30 protein-coding genes are annotated in these 18,922 nt (G+C 67.8%); 7 read left to right on the top strand and 23 right to left on the bottom strand.

Annotated elements, in window-relative coordinates; genetic code table 11:
- Positions 1 to 97 precede the first annotated feature (97 nt).
- From DP939_RS02540 to DP939_RS02465, 16 genes are all read right to left on the bottom strand, one after another.
- Positions 98 to 1,561, bottom strand: a complete 1,464-nt coding sequence (locus DP939_RS02540) for a phage major capsid protein (protein ID WP_113978387.1) — start codon at positions 1,559 to 1,561, stop codon at positions 98 to 100.
- Positions 1,561 to 2,472, bottom strand: coding sequence for an HK97 family phage prohead protease (locus tag DP939_RS02535; protein WP_113978385.1), 912 nt, complete (start codon positions 2,470 to 2,472; stop codon positions 1,561 to 1,563). The genes DP939_RS02540 and DP939_RS02535 overlap by 1 nt, the downstream gene beginning before the upstream one ends.
- Positions 2,469 to 3,899 (bottom strand): phage portal protein, encoded by a 1,431-nt coding sequence (locus DP939_RS02530; protein WP_113978383.1) that lies wholly within the window; start codon positions 3,897 to 3,899, stop codon positions 2,469 to 2,471. The genes DP939_RS02535 and DP939_RS02530 overlap by 4 nt, the downstream gene beginning before the upstream one ends.
- Positions 3,899 to 4,126 (bottom strand): hypothetical protein, encoded by a 228-nt coding sequence (locus tag DP939_RS02525; protein ID WP_113978381.1) that lies wholly within the window; start codon positions 4,124 to 4,126, stop codon positions 3,899 to 3,901. Before DP939_RS02525 ends, DP939_RS02530 begins: the two co-directional genes overlap by 1 nt.
- Positions 4,123 to 4,359 carry a hypothetical protein gene (locus tag DP939_RS02520; protein WP_113978379.1) on the bottom strand — a complete coding sequence of 79 codons (237 nt, stop codon included), beginning with the start codon at positions 4,357 to 4,359 and terminating at the stop codon, positions 4,123 to 4,125. The genes DP939_RS02525 and DP939_RS02520 overlap by 4 nt, the downstream gene beginning before the upstream one ends.
- A 10-nt stretch (positions 4,360 to 4,369) precedes the next feature.
- The gene (locus DP939_RS02515; protein WP_147267838.1) at positions 4,370 to 5,854 is read right to left on the bottom strand and encodes a terminase; all 1,485 of its coding nucleotides are present in this window, start codon (positions 5,852 to 5,854) and stop codon (positions 4,370 to 4,372) included.
- A 34-nt stretch (positions 5,855 to 5,888) separates the two neighbouring features.
- Positions 5,889 to 6,152, bottom strand: coding sequence for a hypothetical protein (locus DP939_RS02510; protein WP_111166110.1), 264 nt, complete (start codon positions 6,150 to 6,152; stop codon positions 5,889 to 5,891).
- On the bottom strand, positions 6,149 to 6,355 hold the full coding sequence (locus tag DP939_RS45960) for an HNH endonuclease (protein WP_158578437.1): 207 nt from the start codon (positions 6,353 to 6,355) through the stop codon (positions 6,149 to 6,151). The genes DP939_RS02510 and DP939_RS45960 overlap by 4 nt, the downstream gene beginning before the upstream one ends.
- Before the next feature lie 782 nt (positions 6,356 to 7,137).
- Positions 7,138 to 7,590 (bottom strand): AAA family ATPase, encoded by a 453-nt coding sequence (locus DP939_RS49205; RefSeq protein WP_113978371.1) that lies wholly within the window; start codon positions 7,588 to 7,590, stop codon positions 7,138 to 7,140.
- A 127-nt stretch (positions 7,591 to 7,717) separates the two neighbouring features.
- Entirely contained in the window at positions 7,718 to 7,990 is a 273-nt protein-coding gene (locus tag DP939_RS02495) for an HNH endonuclease (protein WP_113979463.1), read from the bottom strand.
- A 101-nt stretch (positions 7,991 to 8,091) separates the two neighbouring features.
- Positions 8,092 to 8,424 (bottom strand): hypothetical protein, encoded by a 333-nt coding sequence (locus DP939_RS02490; RefSeq protein ID WP_113978369.1) that lies wholly within the window; start codon positions 8,422 to 8,424, stop codon positions 8,092 to 8,094.
- A gap of 39 nt (positions 8,425 to 8,463) precedes the next feature.
- Positions 8,464 to 8,676, bottom strand: coding sequence for an Acb2/Tad1 domain-containing protein (locus DP939_RS02485; RefSeq protein ID WP_113978367.1), 213 nt, complete (start codon positions 8,674 to 8,676; stop codon positions 8,464 to 8,466).
- Positions 8,677 to 8,732: 56 nt separating this feature from the next.
- Positions 8,733 to 9,251 carry a GIY-YIG nuclease family protein gene (locus DP939_RS02480; protein WP_113978365.1) on the bottom strand — a complete coding sequence of 173 codons (519 nt, stop codon included), beginning with the start codon at positions 9,249 to 9,251 and terminating at the stop codon, positions 8,733 to 8,735.
- A gap of 157 nt (positions 9,252 to 9,408) precedes the next feature.
- Entirely contained in the window at positions 9,409 to 9,636 is a 228-nt protein-coding gene (locus DP939_RS02475; protein ID WP_113978362.1) for a hypothetical protein, read from the bottom strand.
- Positions 9,637 to 11,268: 1,632 nt separating this feature from the next.
- Positions 11,269 to 11,517, bottom strand: coding sequence for a hypothetical protein (locus DP939_RS02470; protein WP_113978360.1), 249 nt, complete (start codon positions 11,515 to 11,517; stop codon positions 11,269 to 11,271).
- Between the two features lie 291 nt (positions 11,518 to 11,808).
- Positions 11,809 to 12,162, bottom strand: coding sequence for a hypothetical protein (locus DP939_RS02465; RefSeq protein WP_113978357.1), 354 nt, complete (start codon positions 12,160 to 12,162; stop codon positions 11,809 to 11,811).
- A 117-nt stretch (positions 12,163 to 12,279) separates the two neighbouring features.
- On the opposite strand from DP939_RS02465, the gene DP939_RS46700 reads away from it, so the two are divergent.
- The gene (locus DP939_RS46700) at positions 12,280 to 12,852 is read left to right on the top strand and encodes a helix-turn-helix domain-containing protein (protein ID WP_199564903.1); all 573 of its coding nucleotides are present in this window, start codon (positions 12,280 to 12,282) and stop codon (positions 12,850 to 12,852) included.
- Between the two features lie 75 nt (positions 12,853 to 12,927).
- Here the strand turns inward: DP939_RS46700 and DP939_RS02455 are convergent, their stop codons facing one another.
- The 5 genes from DP939_RS02455 to DP939_RS02440 all read right to left on the bottom strand — a co-directional run bounded on the left by DP939_RS02455 (position 12,928) and on the right by DP939_RS02440 (position 15,342).
- Positions 12,928 to 13,140: a hypothetical protein gene (locus DP939_RS02455; protein WP_113978355.1), complete on the bottom strand. Its 213-nt coding sequence runs from the start codon at positions 13,138 to 13,140 to the stop codon at positions 12,928 to 12,930.
- An 11-nt stretch (positions 13,141 to 13,151) separates the two neighbouring features.
- A complete protein-coding gene (locus DP939_RS45955; protein WP_158578436.1) occupies positions 13,152 to 13,328 on the bottom strand; it encodes a hypothetical protein in 177 nt (58 codons plus the stop codon).
- On the bottom strand, positions 13,325 to 13,555 hold the full coding sequence (locus tag DP939_RS02450; RefSeq protein WP_113978353.1) for a hypothetical protein: 231 nt from the start codon (positions 13,553 to 13,555) through the stop codon (positions 13,325 to 13,327). Before DP939_RS02450 ends, DP939_RS45955 begins: the two co-directional genes overlap by 4 nt.
- Before the next feature lie 61 nt (positions 13,556 to 13,616).
- Positions 13,617 to 14,744 carry a DUF932 domain-containing protein gene (locus DP939_RS02445; RefSeq protein ID WP_113978351.1) on the bottom strand — a complete coding sequence of 376 codons (1,128 nt, stop codon included), beginning with the start codon at positions 14,742 to 14,744 and terminating at the stop codon, positions 13,617 to 13,619.
- A gap of 55 nt (positions 14,745 to 14,799) precedes the next feature.
- Positions 14,800 to 15,342 carry a helix-turn-helix transcriptional regulator gene (locus DP939_RS02440; protein WP_113978349.1) on the bottom strand — a complete coding sequence of 181 codons (543 nt, stop codon included), beginning with the start codon at positions 15,340 to 15,342 and terminating at the stop codon, positions 14,800 to 14,802.
- Positions 15,343 to 15,369: 27 nt separating this feature from the next.
- On the opposite strand from DP939_RS02440, the gene DP939_RS02435 reads away from it, so the two are divergent.
- The 5 genes from DP939_RS02435 (at position 15,370) to DP939_RS02415 (ending at position 17,466) form a co-directional block, all read left to right on the top strand.
- On the top strand, positions 15,370 to 15,657 hold the full coding sequence (locus DP939_RS02435; RefSeq protein WP_147267837.1) for a hypothetical protein: 288 nt from the start codon (positions 15,370 to 15,372) through the stop codon (positions 15,655 to 15,657).
- A gap of 5 nt (positions 15,658 to 15,662) precedes the next feature.
- Positions 15,663 to 16,175 carry a hypothetical protein gene (locus tag DP939_RS02430; RefSeq protein WP_147267836.1) on the top strand — a complete coding sequence of 171 codons (513 nt, stop codon included), beginning with the start codon at positions 15,663 to 15,665 and terminating at the stop codon, positions 16,173 to 16,175.
- Positions 16,172 to 16,423 carry a hypothetical protein gene (locus tag DP939_RS02425; protein ID WP_113978346.1) on the top strand — a complete coding sequence of 84 codons (252 nt, stop codon included), beginning with the start codon at positions 16,172 to 16,174 and terminating at the stop codon, positions 16,421 to 16,423. Before DP939_RS02430 ends, DP939_RS02425 begins: the two co-directional genes overlap by 4 nt.
- 152 nt (positions 16,424 to 16,575) lie before the next feature.
- The gene (locus tag DP939_RS02420; RefSeq protein ID WP_113978345.1) at positions 16,576 to 16,953 is read left to right on the top strand and encodes a hypothetical protein; all 378 of its coding nucleotides are present in this window, start codon (positions 16,576 to 16,578) and stop codon (positions 16,951 to 16,953) included.
- 117 nt (positions 16,954 to 17,070) lie between these two features.
- On the top strand, positions 17,071 to 17,466 hold the full coding sequence (locus DP939_RS02415; protein ID WP_113979462.1) for a helix-turn-helix transcriptional regulator: 396 nt from the start codon (positions 17,071 to 17,073) through the stop codon (positions 17,464 to 17,466).
- A gap of 180 nt (positions 17,467 to 17,646) precedes the next feature.
- On the opposite strand, the gene DP939_RS02410 is transcribed toward DP939_RS02415, so the two are convergent.
- Positions 17,647 to 18,006 (bottom strand): hypothetical protein, encoded by a 360-nt coding sequence (locus tag DP939_RS02410; RefSeq protein ID WP_113978344.1) that lies wholly within the window; start codon positions 18,004 to 18,006, stop codon positions 17,647 to 17,649.
- 211 nt (positions 18,007 to 18,217) lie between these two features.
- Here DP939_RS02410 and DP939_RS02405 point away from each other — a divergent pair, with 211 nt between their 5' ends.
- Positions 18,218 to 18,682: a hypothetical protein gene (locus DP939_RS02405; RefSeq protein ID WP_147267835.1), complete on the top strand. Its 465-nt coding sequence runs from the start codon at positions 18,218 to 18,220 to the stop codon at positions 18,680 to 18,682.
- On the opposite strand, the gene DP939_RS02400 is transcribed toward DP939_RS02405, so the two are convergent.
- Positions 18,637 to 18,852 carry a hypothetical protein gene (locus tag DP939_RS02400; protein WP_113978342.1) on the bottom strand — a complete coding sequence of 72 codons (216 nt, stop codon included), beginning with the start codon at positions 18,850 to 18,852 and terminating at the stop codon, positions 18,637 to 18,639. The two genes, DP939_RS02405 and DP939_RS02400, sit on opposite strands and share 46 nt — an antisense overlap.
- Positions 18,853 to 18,922: the final 70 nt, after the last annotated feature.

The raw sequence follows: 18,922 nt of genomic DNA, 5'->3' as shown, positions 1-18,922 counted from the left end.
TCTTCCGGGCGGTGGCGGTGGGTGGTGGTGACTCCCGCCGGCCGACCACCCAGGCGGCCGACGGGAGGTGGGTGAAGAGCAGGCTCAGCGCCTGCGCTTACGCGATGTTCTGGAGGATGCGGAACCCGGCGTCGTTGATCGAGTCGGCACCGACGCGGGCCCAGGCGTACCAGGCGCGCTGGCCGATCGGCCGGTTGTTCGTGGTGCCGAACACATGCGGCACGAGCTCGACGCTCATCCCCGCGCGCTGGGCGACCAGGTAGTTCTGGAAGTCGCCCACGATCAGCAGGTTCGCGGCGCCGGTCGTAGCGGTGAAGTCGTCCATGAAGTCGTTCTCGTAGTACGGCTTCCCGAACAGCCGCGGGATCGACTCCTGCGTCAGGTTGACCGAGAAGTTCGAGCCGCCGGACCCGCCGGAGCCGAACTGCCTGACCTCGTTCATGACATCCGTGGACGACATCCAATTCGGCATCCGGTTGCGGTACTTGATCGGCAGCGCGTCCCACAGCTTGTAGATGTCCGCACCGCCGAACGCGCCATCCGTGGTGACGGCGACCTCGACGTTGGTGTTCGCGTCGAGCGCGGTCACGATGCCGGTCGGCGCGTTGACGCCCGACCCGGTGGTGAGGGTCTGCGCTAGCAGCTCCCGGTAGCCCTCATCGAGGAGTGCGTTCATCTCCGTCGCGAAACCGGGGTAGTCCATCCCGACCTCGATGGTGTACGGGAGGTAGCCCTGCGCCTTGTGCGTTGGCACTGTGGGCTGTGCCAGCGTCGGGCTGTCGTCCGACACTTCGGCCGACTCCGGGTCGAACGACCAGGACACGCCCGCGCTGGTGACGCCCTTCCATTCGTCGTTGGTGATCGTCTCGACGCGCGCAAGGTTGAGGATGTCGTTCGGGCTGCCCTGCGCCGTCAGGATGATCGTCGGGTCGATCAGCACCGGGACGCCGAAGCCGCCGCCCGGGTCGCTGCCGATCGACATGGCCCGGTACTCCTCGTACGCCTCGACGGCGTGCTGCTCTTCGGGAGTGAGCACGGGGTGGGCGCGCATGATCAACTTCATGAACGCCGACCGGTAGTGCTCGTTCTCGGTCAGCAGCATGCGGCGGGCGACGTACGCGCCGTTGCAGTCCCGGGTGCGGGTGCGCAGGACCTTGATGGCCCGCGCGAGCTGCTCGTCGCTGGTGTGCGCCGTCAGGTCACGGTCCTCCAGCGCCTTCAGCGCCTTGTCGCGCGCCTTCAGGTCCGGCAGGGCCCGCACGTCGGCGCCGTCCCACGGGTCAACGCGCTGCATCACCTGCACGCCACGCACGTCGAGGTTGCCGTCCCCGGCCTCGGTGGTGCCGCGCGCGGCGAACCCGGCGACCGCGCTGCGCCGCCGGTCCAGGTCGGCCTGGCGGGCGCGCTCCTCCTCCTGGAGCCGGAGCTGCTCGGCACGCTGCTCCTCCAGCTCGGCCCAGCGGGCCTGCTGCTCTTCGGTGAACGCCGCATCGCCAGCGGCCTCGTGCATTTCACGCATCTCGGTCTCGATCTCACCGAGCCTGCGCAGGATCTCGTCCATCAGGACGCCTCCCTGGTCAGGAACGAATAGCGCTGCGCCCGCAGTCGGGCGGCGCGCTGCGAATGGGTGAGACCTGCCGCGTGGTGCACTACCAGGGTGTCCGGCGCGTCGGTCGGGGTGGTCGCGGCCTCGTCCGGCGCGGTGTCCTGCCGTTCGTCGGCGACCTGCTGCGGGTCGGCGGCGGGCGGGACGGCCTCGCTTTCGGAGGTGCGGAGTCCGTGCTGGGCACGGAAGTCGGTGAAGCCGCGCACGAGCGCGTCGTGGCGGCCCGAGTCGCGGGTGCGGAGCTGCTCGCCGTACCAGTCGGTGAGCCCGGCGACGGACCTCATCCCGGCGGTCGCCGCGTGCGACGCCGGCCAGGTGACCGGCCCGGCCTCGAAGAGACGGACCTGAAGGATGCTGCGCTCGGGCAGGCCCTCCGGGTTGTGCTCGGACTCGCCGGGCTCGTGATTCCACAGCTCGTCCAGCACGTTGAACATGAAGCTGCTGCCATACCCGCCGGCGCGCAGGCCCGGGATCAGGTCGCGGTTGTAGGAGGTGTCGAGCAGCGGGACCTCGGCCCACACGCCGTCGGTGCGCTCCTCCAGCAGCTCGGGCACGCCGAGGATCTTCTGGTCGATCTGGTAGTCGTAGCCGTGGTTGAAGAAGATCTTCACCCGGTCGCCGCGCTCCTGAATGGTCTTGGCGAACGCGCCGGGCAGGACGCGCTCCAGATAGCGGCCCTCGTACCAGGAGTTGATCTCGTACCACACGCCGAACGCCGAGAAGCGCAACACCATGACCTGCTCCCCCGTGCTCTCAGCGCGGGCCTCGGCGGCGGGAGTGGAGTCCAGTCCTTCGGGTTCTGCGGCGGCCCGCGGATGGAGGCTGACGGGCGCGGCGTTCGCCCGCACGGTGATCAGATGCTTCACGGCTGCTCTTCCTCCTCGTCGGGGCCGGTGCCTTCGTCGTCTGCGGCATCGTCCTCGGGGTCGTCTTCGGTCTCGTCGGACTGGCCGGAGCCGTTCGGCTGGTTGAATTTCGTACCGGGCGGCTGAAGCTGCACGCTGAGCAGGCCGGTGTGCACCAGCAGGCTGGAATCCTGGGCGGCGCAGGCCGCCGTCGCCGACTCGGGTGTAAAACCTTCGCGGACGAGCGTCGCGATCGTAGACGCCTGGATGGAGAAGATCTGCGCCGCGTCCTTCTGGTCCTCCCGCAAGAAGGACACATCGCGGTCGTCGTACCAGAGCTCCGCGCCCGGCCGGGGCGGCAGCAGGTTGGCCAGCGACCCGGCCGCGTTACGCCACAGCGGGCGCAACGTACCGTCGCCGAAACGCCGTCTGGCCTGCGAATAGTTGGAGTACGTGGCAGATGAGAGCCCCTCGGACAGGCCGACGATGACCGGCGGGACGCCCATGGCCGCGGCCACGCGCGTCTCCCCCAGCGCCTGGATGGCCTTGTAACTCATCTGCTCGAAGCTGTTGCCGACGGTCTTCACGTCGGCGCCGCCGCCCAGGTACAAGGTCTTGTAGGCGTTGAGCGCCCCGGCGTGACCGGCCTCCATGACGGCCTTAAAGCGAGCGAACGCCTCAGGCGTCACCGCCGAGTCCATCGTGACCACCATGTTGGGGGTCGCCCCCTGCTCGAAAAAGCGCAGCTTGTGGGTGGTGGCCGCCTGGTCGCCCTCGATGTCGCGGATCACCGACTGAAGCAGCGACATGCCGCGGTAGGAGGCGATCGGGTCCGGCACCGGCGCGTAGTGGCAGACTTCCTCGGGCAGCAGGATCTCCGCCTGCCCGCCCGGCGGCTGGTAGATGTAGCCGATCAGCTCGGCGTCCAGGTCGAACGCCTGCAAGTCCGGGTCCTCGTACGAGCCGAGAACGATGGTCACCCAGTCCGGGCGCATCCGGACGATCCGGTCCTGCCCGCCCCGGCCGCCCCGCCGGGTCGCGAAAAAGCCGCCCGCGAGCGTCGAGTCCTGCTCCATCCGGGCCAGCAGGTCACCGGTCGTCGCCCCCGGCCACGGCCGCTCCAGCAACGCCAACTCCGGGGCGCCGAACAGCGCCCCCGGCCGACCGCGGTTGAAGCCGCGCCACTGGAACCGCGCCTCGCTGAAGACCAGGAGGCGCGCGAGGATGCACGCGAACACCACGCCGCTTCGCTTGTAGCCGAGGTTGACGATGCCCTCGAAGTGGCCCTCGATCCGCTCCTGGGAGCCGGTGATCGTCTGGAACCAGCCCAGCCCGAACGGGTTGCGCTCGAACAGATTGAGGTAGTCGTCCCAGCCGAACCGATTCTCAGCGGCGGGTCGCCGAAACCGCTCGGCGTGCCGCGCCGAGACCCGCTCCAGGAGGCCCATCAGGCCGGCGCGTCCTCGCCCGGCCGGTACACCGCGATCCGCTCGATGCCCGCCACCATCAGGATCTCGACGTCAGGCAGTTTCTGGCACAGGCCATCCTTCACGTTCTCCGCGATCCGCTGCATGTCCGCCGCCGTCATGTCGGCAGGCAGGTGCAAAATCAGCGTGTCCCCAGACCGCACGACCAGGCCCTCGACGATGCCCTCCAGGGCCTGTCGCTCGCTCATCGGGATCGGCCTCCCGCGCCCGGATGCGAACGCCGGCCCTCGCGCCAGCCCTCCCCGGCCGCGACCCACGCAATCGTCAGACCGAGCCACAGCCGACCGGCCGCCCAGCCGAGCACGTACGGGACGCCCACCAGAAGCGTCGCCAGAGCCCGTACCAGCCTGCGCAGACCGGCGCGCACGTCGCGCCGCCGGGCCTCATGCGAGATCCGCTCCACGGGGATCGTCAAGGTCACCGCCGCCCCCTCACCCGAACTGCACCCACGGCTCAGGTGCCTCGTCCTCGACATGGCCTTTTGTCGCAAACCCCCACGCGGCGCTGGTCACCGCGACCAGCGACGAGATGTCCACCGCCGTGGTCAGGGCGTCCCACGCGTGCGCGGTGCCGAGCTTCCGCGTCGCAGCCCCGGCCACCGCGGCGTCGAGAGCTGGGTGTGGCCGGACACGTGCGCCCGGGTCGCCCTCTTCGGGCATCACAGCGTCCAGGAGCTGCCCGAACGCGTGCGCCACCTCGCGCGCCGTCGGCTTGGTGATCTCCAGGGTGGTGACCTTGCGGGTCTGCGGATCCTCGATCCGCACCGCCTCAAGATCGGCGATCAGCGACCCCGCGGGGCCGCCCGCGTCCACCACCCAGGCGACCGGATCCCACCGCTTTTGAAGCTGCGCGGCGCGGTCCGGTACCCACCGAGTGCCCGGCCGGTAGTCCACGACCTCCAGGTGCAGCAGCCCGTCAGCGCGGCGGCCCGCCGTGGCGATCGCCGCCCAGCTCCGGTCCGGGCTGACGTGGATCGCGAACGCCACCCGGCCCTCGGCCTCCGACTGCTCGTCGGCGACCGCCCGCCACTTCGCCTCGGGGATGACCGTCCACTGACTCGCCTTGTCGGTCGGCCAGTTCCCCACCGATAGGCGCTCGCGGTCGAAGCCCGTCGGCGACATCGAGTTGTACTCGCGCTGAACGTGCTCGACCGAGATCCGGATGCCGAGGCTGGGATTCGCCTTCGCCCAGCTTGCCGGGTCGTCGCGGTCGTCGTGGTCGATGCAGGTGATAGTGCCCTCGGCGTCGCGCGCGCACTGCTCGGTGTGCGGGTCGATGCTCCATTCCAGATACGTCAGCGCGGGATCGTCGCCCGCGATGCCCCGGCGTCGCACAGCAGCGAGTTGCTCGCACGGCGCAATGGTCTTGTCTGCGGCCGATGATCCGTACCACGCCTGCGGGTTGGGCCGCGCGGACATGGTAGGCATCTGCGCGTCAACGGCGGTCGAAGGGAGGTTGAACGCCTCATCCCAGATGTTGAGGTCGCCACTGAAGCCCCGGCCGCTGCCGGTCGAGCGGGCGATGACCCGGAGACGCTGGCCCGTCGTGAGCTCGATGCCCTCATCGCCGTGCGCCGTCACGATCTTCCGGACCCGCCGCCGGAACTCGTCCTTGCCGTCGATCAGGAGCCGGATCCGCCGGAAGAACTCCTGCGCACTCTTGAACTCGTGGCACGAGTACATGATCAGCCGCTCGTCGAACAGGAACAGGCCAGCGAGCACCCGGGCCTCGAAGATCGCGCCCTTGCCGTTCTGACGCGCCACGACCAGGCCGGTCTCGAACGAAGTCCACCGGCCGTCACGCCGCTCCCCCAGGGCGTCATCGAGCACCAGGCGTTGCCACGGATCCAGCAGCAGCCCGGCCGTCTCGGCGAGCTCCGTCGCGTCAGCCCCCGATGACCGGTACGACTCCGGCACCCACCGGATCCGCGGTGTCTGATCGCCGAGCAGCTCAGGCACGGTTCGCCCGACGGGTCCGCAGCTCGTCGATCGCGTCCTCGGCCGGCTGCCCAGCGGCGACCCGCTCCAGCGCCTCCAGCGTCGCGCGCAGCTCCTTGTGCAGCATCGCCGCCGCTGTCGGGCGCACGCCGTCCACGCCGAGCCGTACCGCGATGTCCAGCGCGGCCATCGCTAGCGTGCTCTTCGCATCGACGCCCAGCCGCCGCAGGTCCCCACGGACCGATGCCACCAGGTCCACGCGCACGCTGCGCGTCACGAGGCCAGCTCCAGCCGCGCGCCCTTGCGGCTGTTGCACACGAAATGCGCGAGCTGCACGTTCGCCAACGTGTCATCGCCGCCCGCCACCACCGGTACGACGTGATCGATCGTCGGGGCCCACAGCTTCGGCCAGACGAGCTTCATGTCCACCGGATCGCGGCAGATCTGACAGCAGAAACCATCCCGCTCGGCGATCTCCACAAGCGTGTACGGCTCCGACGTCACACGGGCGAGATCGACCCGCCGCCGCCGGTTCTTCCGCCGCCAGTGCTCACGGTCCCGCAGCGCCTTCCGGACGACCCGGCAGCGATCGCACAGCGCAACGACACCACACGTGGCCACTGCAACTAGGCAGTCCTCGCACTCGCGGAGCGGGCGCGGTGCCTGGCGCGCCTCGGTGATAGCACGCAGGCGAGCCTCACGTTCGCAAGCTGATGAGCACGTCCGCCTTCGATGACCGCCCGTCCAGGCGTCGAACTCCAGCCCGCATGTACTGCACGGTGCCTTGCTCGCAGCCCGCCGACACGGTCGGCATTTGCGACTTCCCGCCGGTAGCGATGTTGTCCCCGACCAGAGCAGCTTGCCGCAAGACGAGCACGGCGTGTCCGGCCTACGTGGCATGAGAACTCCCCAGGCATGCGGAAGCCCCGGCGCCTGGGGGCGGCCGGGGCTTCCTTCCCACCGGGATCAGCGGCGGGCGACTACAGGATGTGATGTAGCGGACGGTGACGAGGATGAGCGGAAGCGAGTGGCGCTCCGGCTCGCATCACGGAACGTGACGGCGAAAGTTTTTTTGAGCGGGGAGGGGCGAGGGAGGCTGGGCGGGCGGGTGATCCGCGGGTCCATGATCACGATGCGAAGCCGCCCCCCTACCCATTCTGAACTGCGGAAACGTAGGGCTACCGGCTTCACCTGCAATAACTCTTCGTGTTCGCCATCACAGTAATCACAACGTGTGACATCTCGTTGGCTGTGACGATGCGTCACCAGCTTCGGGACGATCTCGACGCTGCTTGCTCTGTGTGGTGAGCATTGCTGTACCAACGCTCTGCGACGGCACGCATCTGGGGTGGACGCTGCTCGGCGATCCGCCTCATCACCACGTCGCGACCTGGGTCAACGACGATGAGATGGAGTTCTGTCTGGTCGTCAGTCTGCTCTGTGTAGCGTCTGACTGCTTCTGTCGAGGGCTGTGAATGGATCACATACACATCGACGCCAGCAGCGTGCTTGAGCGCTTCGGTGATCGCTGCGGCTCTGGCTCGTGAGGTGACTTGTCGCAGTGCCTTGGGATAGTCGTGTGGTGCAGCGCCAGGCGCTGTGAGGGCTGTGGCCAGTAGGTCGTAGTCGATGACGATGTCACCTGGCCTGGCTCTGCTGCGCACCCAGGTGGATTTGCCGGAGGCCGGCGGCCCGGTCACTACCCAGAGCGCCATCCCCGATCCAGCCCCCTGATCTCGGCCCCGTAGCCCTGGATGCAGCCGTTCCCCGCTTCACTCCGGGCCCCGTCACCGAGCCCCTAGTGCAGGGCCCCGGTCCGCCCCGATACCGACGCCCCAGTAGTCACCAGGCCCGGGATGCGCGCGGGGCCGGGAGGGTCATTTTCGCCCCCCGAGAGCTGTTGCACTTGCGCCCGCATACCGCACAGCCCCGGACGCCGTGGGCCGGGCGCAGATTCTCAGGGGCGAGCGGGTCTCCGCCGAGGCTGAGCGGGATGACGTGGTCGGCGGTGTCGGCCCCGTCGTGTCCGCAGATCCAGCAGATCGTGGACTCGGCGAGGAGCTGAGCGCGGGCCCGGCGGTAGGGGCGGCCTTGGCGTCCCTTGCTGCGGGACATCAGCGGACCCGTGTGCGGGTGGCTCCGCATCGCGCACACCGCTGGATCCAGCGGTGGCGGAACGGCAGGCACCTCATGGCCGGTGGTTATCGGCGCGCGCCCTACGCGTTGGCGTCGTCGTACGCCTGGCGGATGGCGGCGGCCTGGTCGGAGTTGAGGCCGCGGACCTCTTCGGCCACCGCGTCCCACCCCGTGATGACGATGGGGCCGTGGTAGTCGGCCAACGCCGCGCCGAGGTCCACCAGGACTTCGCCCCCGATGCTGTTGATGATCGTCTCGGCTGAGTTGATCCAGCCGGTGATCGTCCCGAGACCGTTCGGGAGCGCCGCGAGGGGGACGCGAGTCGGCGACTGGGTGCCGAGGTCGATCTTCCAGCGTTCCGCGCCGCCGGGGACGGTGTACGTGCCGACGGTGCCGATCAGGACGTAGCGCATGGCCAGCTCTCCTTTGGTCTGTCCGTGGCGGGGCGTGCATCAGTCCTGCCGGGCCAGGCCCGCGTTCGACCAGAACATGGCCTCTTCCAGGGACTTGATGGCGAGACCCTTCTCTCGCCCTTCGGGCAGCATGCCGTTAAGTTCTACGGCGAGCTTCCAGCACAGATCCCGGACCGTCTCGTGCGCAGCACGTCTTTGGTCAGTGAGCGGCGGGTGGTAGGCGAACCGGTTCGCCAGTTCTACTGGACTCACGAACCCTCCCGAAAGTCCGATCGAACACAGGTCCCGCAGTTGCCTGCCTCGCCCCGTCAGGCGGTGAGGCGCCTGCGCTCTTCGATGTAGGCGATCAAGTCGTCGCCGGGGCGGAACCATTCGCGCACGGGGCATCCATCGACTGCCGGAACCCGCAGGTGGGCGAACTTGCGGTGGAGCTCGGATTCGTCCTTCTGGTCGCCCTGCTCGAAATGCAGGATCGCGTCCGGCTTGTGGAACCGCATCCGCGTTGCCATGTCGGAGGTCCACCCGATCTTGATCAGGTCGCCTCGGCGGATGAAGTACACGTACTGCTTCATCGGCCGGGAGCGTGGGGCGAACGGCTTGTTCAGCAGGTCATTGAACCGGTCATTGACCCACATCCGAACGAAGACGAGGTGATCCCGGCACAGCGGGACCGGCGCGGTCGGCTCCGCCCAGCCCCCACACCGCTCGGGATCTGCATCGTCGAGCACGCAGGGCGTCCGGGCCTGCGGCGGCTCCAGATCGCGTGCGGCAAGGTCAAACGTCTCGTCCTGCTCGAAGGGGCTGGGGTCGCGAAAATGCAGGGTCACGCCTGTCGCTCTCCCCTTGGGTCGGCCAACCGCGGCGGGGTCATCACGCCAGTCTGCCGTAGGGGTCTGACAGTTCTGGGAGATCCGGATGGCACGGAATCCGGCCCATCAGTCAGGTCTGGAGACACCTCTCCTGTCAGGCAGTTTGTCACAAACCTCACGCGGCGATCAACAGTGGCGCGATGACGGCATGGGCGTGCCGGAGTTGCTCGCCGTCGTAGACGGCGGCCGGCCGGCCGCCGTAGGGGCCAGGCGGCTTCTTCCCAATCGGGCAGAGGCCGGCCAGGGTGATGAGCGCCCGGATCTGCTGGACGGTCATCACGGGGTGGAGCTCGCGCGCAGCGTCTTCGACGGTCCATAGCTCAGGGCAGAGATCGACAGCCATATCTCCATGATGACTCAGGACAATTCCCGTTGGCTGCGGTGGCCGGTGCCCCTCACTCCCCACCGTCGCCTGTGGTACCACCATGGGTAGCAGATTGCTTCGCGTTCGGTCTCATGGATGACTGCCTCTCAACATCTGGAGGCGAGTGGACGTACAGGCATTTCGTAGGCACACGCGTTTGCTAAATTAATTCGTACTCCACAATTTAAGGAGGCGATGCCTCGCCTGGTTCCGACACAGCCGAGGCATCGCCCATTAGATGGCCCGACGGCAGCGCCGTTTAGAGGAAGCAGGCCCTACTCGCATGGGCTGACGTGACTCCCAGCGCCCGCAGGGGGTCGTAGCACTGGCTGAGCCTTGTAGACGTATTCGCATGGGAGCATGCCTCCGTCACCTTGGGGCCCACGATATAGCCCTCTTGAGCGAGGATACTCATGCAGTATTCTTGGTAAGTCGCATTGGGCTGCGGAGGAACATCATGAGCTGCTGCGGAAGCCGGTGTGGCCGCAAAGCCTGGGATCGCAAGAGCTGCGACCAGCATTGCAGCAGCAATCTTTGCCTGTAACCTCAATGGGCTTCTCCTTTAGACATTTACTTGGATAGTGGTTCACCAAGCAGCATGTAAGGACAAATCGTGGATGACGATAGCGGCATCGCAAGGGCTTTGCAATAGCCTTGCACTGGCAAATATCGGTCACCCCAATAGCAGGCTTTCGGACTGTCGTTTAGCTGGGGTAGCAAGCCCCTCCCTATTTCCGGCGGCGCCGCCGCGACCTGCCTCTCGCGTGGCAGGCTTGGTAGCTGGCCAGGGGAGCGGGCACTACACCCCGCGCCCGACAGCCGCTCCTGCACCTTAAACGACCCTGCCTGCCTCAATGTCATTCCGACTGTCTCAACGCTCCTGACAGCATCTCAGCATCGGCCAGCATTCAGAGGCGAGCCACACTATGATGTCGCTATGCACACTGGCGACGACGATCTATTTGCCAGAATAGGCCCAATGACCATCTCTCCATCAGAGGTTCGCAAGGAAAGGCGCGAGCGAATAGAGGCCCTATTCGGCATTCCCACGCCCGAGATACTTGCTGTCGCTAGAGGTAGAGATGCCGAATTAGCGGACTCACATGGCGATCCTGTGACATCCCGCGTGCTCGACTACACCTCGCTTATCGACCTTACTTCAGGGCGCGCCAAATATGTAGAGGCGATCATATGGCGGAGCTTGGCCAGCGGCGGGCGGCTAATAATCCCCTCACCTGCACTTTCTGCCGCACTGGCCCAAGCTCCGGAGGTTATGACGCCTGTCATCGACCTGATCCTGTCGCTACCGACCACTCAATGCATCGACCTGACACGTACCACAGCCCGCGAGATAGCAGATGTACTACGACCTGCCGGCCCTTATTCTCTAGTCGCAGCATCGGTAGTCCATGCGGCTCGCCAAGCTAATATCCCGGTGGTTACTCGGGCGCCTACCCCATTGCAGGCTATCTGGCCGGATATCGCTATCGATAATTCTCAATTATAGCGCTGGGCTCAGCGATGTGAAGTCGCTTCTCAAATCGGCCCATAGGTACGATGTGGCAATGCCGCGTCCCTGGCACCAAAGAAAGGGGCTAAGGCCATATTTCCTCAATCCGCGTCCAGAAACGTGGCGACACGAGCGGGCGACATGCAGCGTTGTGGCGCTGCTGCAACCCGGCTGTGTCCTGACAATGCCGACTGCTCCACCTCGACTTGAGCACGAGCGGCGCACACGCATGCCGTCCGGCGTGTGCCGACGGCGGTGATGCCGATCAGGTCGAGCATGGCGCGGACCTCGGCGGCCGTCATGACGGGATGGAGGAGGGCCACAGCGTCGTCGATCGTCCAGGCGTCCACGACTTCATGATGACTCCCGGCTGGGCGATGCCCGGCGTTCTGCGGACACCCGAGAGTCCGTAGATGGGATTCCTCGTCGGGAGAGCTTCGCGCGCGCGATACCTGCACGTCGGTTCCCAAGTTCGCCCCTTCCTTCTTCAATAGGGTCCTCATCCTCCGCCGTACTCCTCTGTAGGACGGTTTCCGTCCTGTGTACGGACACTTTCCGTCCTACGTGACGACCACATTCCGTCCTACGTGAAGGACGGAAACCGTCCTACGTGAATGGCTCCTCATAGGACGGTTTCCGTCCTATGTGACCGACTGCTCATAGGACGGAAACCGTCCTACGTCGGGATGCAGATTGAGCCGATAACAAACGGTGCTGGACCCTTGACGCCGCACCGACGCGTGCTGGTACACCTCGATCGCCCCCACCTGGAACAGAGGGGTGATCAGCCGCCGCACGGCGCGCGCGTCGGCGTCGGTATATTCGCCGCGCCGCCCGAGGACGTTGACCGCGATGGACTGGTGGCCGCCCCAGAAGAGCGGCGGATCGTCCTTGTCCATCGCGGTCAAGGCCATGAAGACGAGGGCCAGCATGGAGTTCGGCGGGACGCGACCGGCGTAGTGCCCGAAGGCCAGCTTGGCGTTACCGGCGCCCATGGGCCCGCCAGTGCTCCGACACCGCTCGCGTCCCCCTCGCACTGATGTTTGTACCCGTGATGGGGACAGTCTGGTGCCGTATTGCACGTTCGTCAACCGGCTACTACTGTGCCCGCCATGGGGACAATCCAGGAGCCAGGACCGACCGGCCTGCGCGTGGCGGCCAACATCAAGGCTCTGCGCGACGCGCGCGGGATCAGCGTGCGCGCCCTGTCCGCGCGCGTGACCGAGCTTGGGCGCCCCATCCTGGCATCCGGCATCCACAAGATCGAGCAAGGCCAGCGCCGGGTGGACTCCGATGAGCTCGTCGCCCTGGCCCTCGCGCTCGACGTGTCCCCGAACCGGCTTCTTCTACCCGGGACCGCCGGCACCGCGGCAGGCGTGGAACTGACGCCGGAGGTCTCCAGCCCTACAGAGGACGCCGCGTGGCGGTGGGCGACGGGCGAGTACTGCCTGTTCCCACTCGACGCCCCGACGCCGGCCGCGGACGTGATCAGGTTCATGGCCGAGAACCGGCCGCACGTAACCTCCGACCTGCACCGCCTGGAGGCAGCGATCGCCGAGCACCGAGAGGTGCTCGCCCCGATCGCGGCGGCCGTGCGCGAGGCCCAGGCCGCAGGCGTGCGGCTGCGGACGGTGCTCGACTACCTGCGCTTGTCCGACGCCCTGGACCCCGCCGAGGAGTCCTGAGCCCTGCGGGCCGGAAGCGAGTCGATGGGGCGGCTGGGCCCCGGGTCGCATATCCGGCCCGCAGGGGGTCTCAGATCACAAGGGCGGGCGATAGTGCGCGTCGCCCTCCTCGTCGTCCTCGGCGTGGTCCTCGATCCACACGGCGGCAAGATCCTCGCGGCCGATCGCGGTCAACATGGCGGCGAGGGCGTCCACTTCTGAGCAGGCAAGCTTCGTTGCGACGTCCCCCGAGCAGTACATCCCGAAGGCGTCAGCGAAGTCAGCGGCCACGTCATCGGCGATGACCATCTCCCCTCCTCTCAGGGCTCCGCGTCGTGGTCGTTCGCGCCGGTCAGCGCGGGGTTGTAGACGTGCAACCACTCGCCGTAGTACTCGGTGATCGGCTCACCGCAGCCGCACCAGGTCACCTCGCCCTGGCCGTCCACGATGTCGGCGAGGCGGGCCAGCTCGTCCTGGATCTCGGGCTCGCCGCTCATTCCGGCCCCACCAGGTGGATGCCGCCGCCCGCAGCCATGACGGCATTGCCGGTGGCATCAACCTGCTCGGCGGTGGCCACGGCCTCGCGCTGGGGTGCGCCGAGCGCCTCGAGGAGCCCGGCCAGGACGCAGCCGCAGATCTGCCATGACTGGTAGATCGCGCCGCCGTCCGGCGTCATCTGGACGGCGGCCAGCGTGGCGCTGCCGCGTTCGCAGTGGTGAATCATGATCTCCCTTTCCGGGTGAAGGGGCGGCCCGGCCTCCGATCGGGCCGCCCCGGGTGGGTGGTCAGCGGCGGACCAGGGTCATGAGCCTCTTGTGGGCCGTGGTCTTGATGGCGTCGTCCGCGCCTTCCATGAGCGCGGTCGCCCGGGCGATCTCCTCCGTCATGGTCTTGCCGGGGCGGCGCGGCGCGACGTGGTCGAGGTAGTCCGTGATCGCCCGCTCCCCCGCATAAGCGGTACGGCCGACGCGGACCGACTCGCCCTCGAACATCGCGGTCAGGGTCTCGCGGCGGCGGTCGGCCATGCCCGTGGTGCGCGCGGACGCGTCCCGGTCCACCGGCCACAGGTCGGCGATCACGCGGTGGAACTCGTCCAGGGCGATGTCCGTGCGCGCGAGTGCGGTCTCCTCCTCCTCGAACGCGTGGGCGTACTCAACGGTGAGGCCGAGGGCGCGGCGTGCCTCTTCGATCCGCCCCAGCGCGCCGGAGGTGTGGCGGATGCTCCAACGGGACACCGCGTCGCGCAGGGCGAACCGCTCGGTGTTGGCGCAGACGATCCGCCACCCGGACGGGACGGCCTCGGCCGTGCCGCGCCCGTCATGAGAGTTGATCACCGAGAGGATCAGGACGATCTCGTCGGCCAGGCCGCCCCGGTCGATGATCACGTTCTCCGGCAGGCGCATGCACACGAATACCCGCCGTCCGTCGCGCAGCGCGCCCGCCGACTCCCAGATCACGCCGTGCTGATCCACCAGGTCTTCCAGGAAGGTGAACAGCTCGCGGTTCTGGATGACCTCGTAACGCGAGCCGACGACACCGAGGGCCGCGCCCGTGTCGGAGCGGACGGTGACGTACTGGCCGGGCATGGTGCGCAGCGCGGGCACGGCGTCGGCATCGCCCATGAACGAGTACCGGACGTCGCGCTTTTCGACGTCGAAGTCGATCCCGCCCAGGCGGAGCACTTCGTCGATGTCGGAGATGCCGCCGGGGATGACGTTGCCGAGACCGTGCCACGCGGGGGTGGAGGTGTAGAGCGCGGCCTGCCCGGTGGTCATGTCCAGCCCCTCACGCCCGAGGACCTCGGCCCGGTCCCAGGCGACATAGGAGCCGTCATCGCGGCGGGTCCACCGGCCGGACTCGATCGCGGTCCGCCGCTGCTGATAGAGCTGTTCGTTGACGTCGGTGATGGTCATCGCGGATTCCCTTCGAGGGTTGAGCCGGGCGGCCGGATGCCGCCCGGCGTGGGGATCAAAGAGCGGGAACAGGACACTCGGGGGTCCAGCGCATCGCGCCGTAGCCGTCGTAGCCGCCGAAGCCCGCCGACGCGACTTCGGCGATCTCGGCGCGGATACGGGCCAGCGCGTCACGCTCCATGCGGGCGGCGGTCAGCAGGAACACGCCGGGGTACTGCGTAAGGCTGTCGATCCGGTCGAGGCGGAAGGTGCGCTCCGCGCGCCTGAGCCGGTCCATCGCGCGCACGATCAGGTGCCCGCGCGCGGTGACGTCCAGCTCGTACGGCTCGATCGTGCGGGTCGTCCACTCGCCGTCCGCCGCGATGTAGGTGATCACCACCGGGCGCTCTGCGGCGATGGCCCGCTCCAGGACGGCAAGGGCCTCGATGGGCTCCGCGTAGCGGGCGACGCTGGCGGGGCGGGCGTGGCGCAGAGCCTCGCTGCGGCCCTGGAGCCGGTAGCGCTCTCCCCCGCAGCAGTGCGCCACGACGGTAAAGATCTGGCCGTGAAGATGCTCGATAGAGCCCTGGTAGGTGACCTCTGCGCCGACTTCGTACATGCCCCGACCTCCTGCCTTCCTGATTCCATGATGCGCTTACTCTTGCGCTTTGTCAATAGTTTCGGTACTGTGATTGCATTGACAGTGAGCAAGGGAAAGGGCATCATGAGCCGCAAGGAGATCGCAGAGATCATCAAGGCGCTACGGCGGCAAGGTTTCGAGGTGACAATGGGCCGCTCGGGCCACTGGAAGGTCTACAAGGACAGCCGCCTAATCGGAACCCTGGCGGCCACGCCGGGTGATGATCGCGGTCTCCGAAACGCCATAGCCGTACTACGGCGAGCCGGGTTCATCTGGCCGCCAGCGAGGGGATGAGGCCCGTGTGGAGTGTGCGGATCGACGCCGACACCGGCGCCGACTACAGCGAGGCGCTTGACGCGCACCTGCGCGAGCGCCTCGCGGCGCGCCACCCCGCCGCCGGCGCGGCCTATGCGGCGGGCAGGCAGGTTGCCGACCGGGTGAGCATCCAGCTCAGCATCGACGGATCCACCGTCCGGCAGGCGATCGACGCGGCCGTGCGGGAGGTGACGGCCGCGCTGCGCGAGTTCGGCGTGTCGGCCCGCGCGGTGCGGGTCGAGGCTCTCCCGGAGGACGAGCTCGATGAAGAACTCCGGCAGACGCCCCCGGAGCTTATGGGCGTGCGCGAGATCGCCGAGCTGCTCGACGTGACCCGCCAGCGCGCCGATCAGCTCAGTCGGCGTGACGACTTCCCGCAGCCCCTTCAGACGCTGGCGGCCGGGGCGATCTGGCCGGGGGCCGCCGTGCGGCGCTGGGCGGCGACCTGGGAGCGCAAGGGTGGTCGGCCGAAAGCGGTGAAGGCGGTGTCAGAGTGAACGACTGGGAGGCGGGGCCGGACGCGGCGCGCGAGGGGCTCGCGCCGCCGCGCTGGGTGGATGCCCGGGTGTCGCTGCTCTTCGGGCCGCACGCAGAGGTGGCGACACCCTTCCATCCTGTGGCCGATCCGCTCAGGGTGCCCGCGGTGGAGTTGGCGGCCATGCTCGGCCTGGTGGTCGCCTCCCTTCCCGGGCGGCGATTCCGGGCCGCGGTGGACGGGGAGCGGATCACCGCGGTCCAGAGCTAGTCCCGCGGTTGTGAGGCCGGGCCGTTTCGGTGGATTCAGCATGCCCGAAAGCTTGCAAATCACTACTCCAACCATGTAATGTAAGGGGTGTCGGAAGGGGGTCGGAACCCCGACCGGCGGCAGGTTGAAAACTCCACAGAGAGGGGTCAGCAATGGCTGACAACCCCGAGCGCCACGGCGAGATGGCAGCCGCCATCTCCCACGCGCTCAACCACCTCACGCAGGCACTCACGTTCCTGCCCCTCCCCATCCAGCTCCCCCACCTCGCGGTCGGCTCCACGATCGAGGAGTTCATGGACGGGATGGAGAGGACGCGGACCCTGATCGAGTCCGAGCCCGCCGACCACGCGGCCCTCGGGGAACTCGACTTGGCGGTGCTGCACATCATGATGGCGTTCGACGTCATGTCCCTCGCCAGGCTCGATCAGATGCGCGACTGGCGGTATGACGCTGTCATCTTCGCCTGCGACATGGCGATCATCCACATCAGCCTGGCACACCTCGTCCTGACGGGCGAAGAGGAGGCGTAACCCTCTCACCGGCCCCGGGCAGCCAGCCCGGGGCCGGGCGGTGGAGTCAGAAGGAAGGCGGGCCACCCAGAACCGGACGGGTCCGCCATGTTGATCACTCGCGAGAGGAGTCCGCACGTGGTACCCGCGCCGGGCATCATCGCCCCGGAGATCGCCGAGAAGTACGACCGTGCGCTGACGACCGTCCAGAAGACGTGGACGCGTCACCCGGACTGGCCCAAGCCGCGCGGGCGACGCGGCCGGTGGGCCGAGTACGACGCGGACGCCGTGGACAAGCTGGTGCGCCGTGTGTTCCTGCGGGCCGCTCCAGTGGCCGAGGGCCGCCCGGACGATCTGCTCACCATCGCCCAGATCGCCGACCACACCGGTCTGGCCCGAGGCACCATCGACGCCGACATCTCGCGCGGGCGATGGCCAGCGCCCGACGAGATCGAGCACGGCGTCAAGCGATGGAGGCGCAGCACAGTAAATTCGGCCCTCGGCAAGCGGCGCGGGTATCACCGATCGGGGTAACACCGCGCGGGCGAGCGATACGATGACGTTGAACTCCTCGGAGTTTCGACCTGCGGGCCGGCGCGACTTCCGATACAGCACCTCTCGGGGTGCCGTCGCGCCGGCCCTCTTCATGCCCGCGCACCCAAGGGCGGAGACCAGGAGTGCCGCCCCGGGCAGTCAGCCCGGGGCAGCGACGGCTCACTCTTCGAGCCGGGGGCCTACGACTTCCGCCAAGGCAAAGAAGCGGTCGATCCCGTAGGACATCGCCTCCAGCCGCCACGGATCAGGACCCGCCATGCGGACCACAGCGCCCAGGTCCAGGACGGTGAGCCATTCGAGGCACATCCGGTCGATCATGGACCTGGTGATGTCGTCCATGGGCTGGTCACGCAAGGCAGCTCGCGCCCTGGTGATCGCCTCTACGGCGTCGGGGCCGTCCGGCCCTTCGGGGACCGGGAGCCCGGTGGGCACCGGCAGGCTCCACATGAACTTGCCGAGTGTCGCGTAGGCGCTCATGAGCAGAGCACCCAGCCAGGCCAGCGGGTCGTGGTCTTCCACCACGATCTCCTCTCTTGAGTTTTCAACCTGCTGTCGGGTGGGGTTCCGACCCCCTTCCGACAAGAAAAACTATACCGCATTCACACCCCGAATGGAAGCAGTTTCGGGCACTAACTGCTTATAAGTTTTGGATTCGGTACGCATCCGTGTGACCAGATCCGGCGACTCTCTCGGCTTCCCAAAAGGGGCATGAGTGCGGTATCGTTTAGAGGTGATCCCGAACGGAAGAGACGTGGTGGACGGGCGGGGCGCCGCCGAGATCCTGGGCATCAGCCACAAGACCTGGAGCAACAAGGGCGGCGCCAAGGCGTTCGGCCTGCGCCCACTGAACGAGGGCCGCCGGACGCTGCTCTACGACCGCGCTCAAGTCGAGGCCGTACGCGACGGCCGCGAGCTGCCGGTCTGGCCCCAGGGCACACGCGAGCACCCCGGCGACCTGCTCGATGAACAGGACGCCGCCGACGCCCTGGGGGTCACCTACGCGGCCGTACGGCACGACCGCGCAGTGGGCCGATTGCCTGGCTGGGTGGACGTGTACGGTGTGGCCCACATCAAGCGGTCCACTCTGGACCGCGTCATCGCCGCACGGCCGGGGCGGGGCGTCGGCGGCGGCCGACCGCGCGGGACCTCTCAGACGCGGGGGTCGTCCAGGAGCGTGAAGCCGTCCGCGTCCTGATCGGTCAGGGCCGCCACGGTGAAGCGGCGGCCTGGCAACTCGGATGCGGGCAGGCCGGCCTGCTGTGCGATCCGGGCGGCAGGGATGCGCAGTGGTGCGGTGTACGGATGCCTGGGGGTCGTCACTTCCGCGGTGTCCCCCACGGTGATGTTGACGCGGACCTCGGTCATGATCTCCTCGCAGCTACAACTGGTTTCACTGTAGAACCCGCTTAGTCATCGGTGGCCACCTTGAGGAAGC

This window comes from Spongiactinospora rosea (assembly GCF_003315795.1).
GTDB classification, from domain to species: Bacteria; Actinomycetota; Actinomycetes; order Streptosporangiales; family Streptosporangiaceae; genus Spongiactinospora; species Spongiactinospora rosea.
The sequence above is the reverse complement of the archived record's forward strand: the minus strand, read 5'-3'. Positions and strand labels throughout refer to the sequence as shown.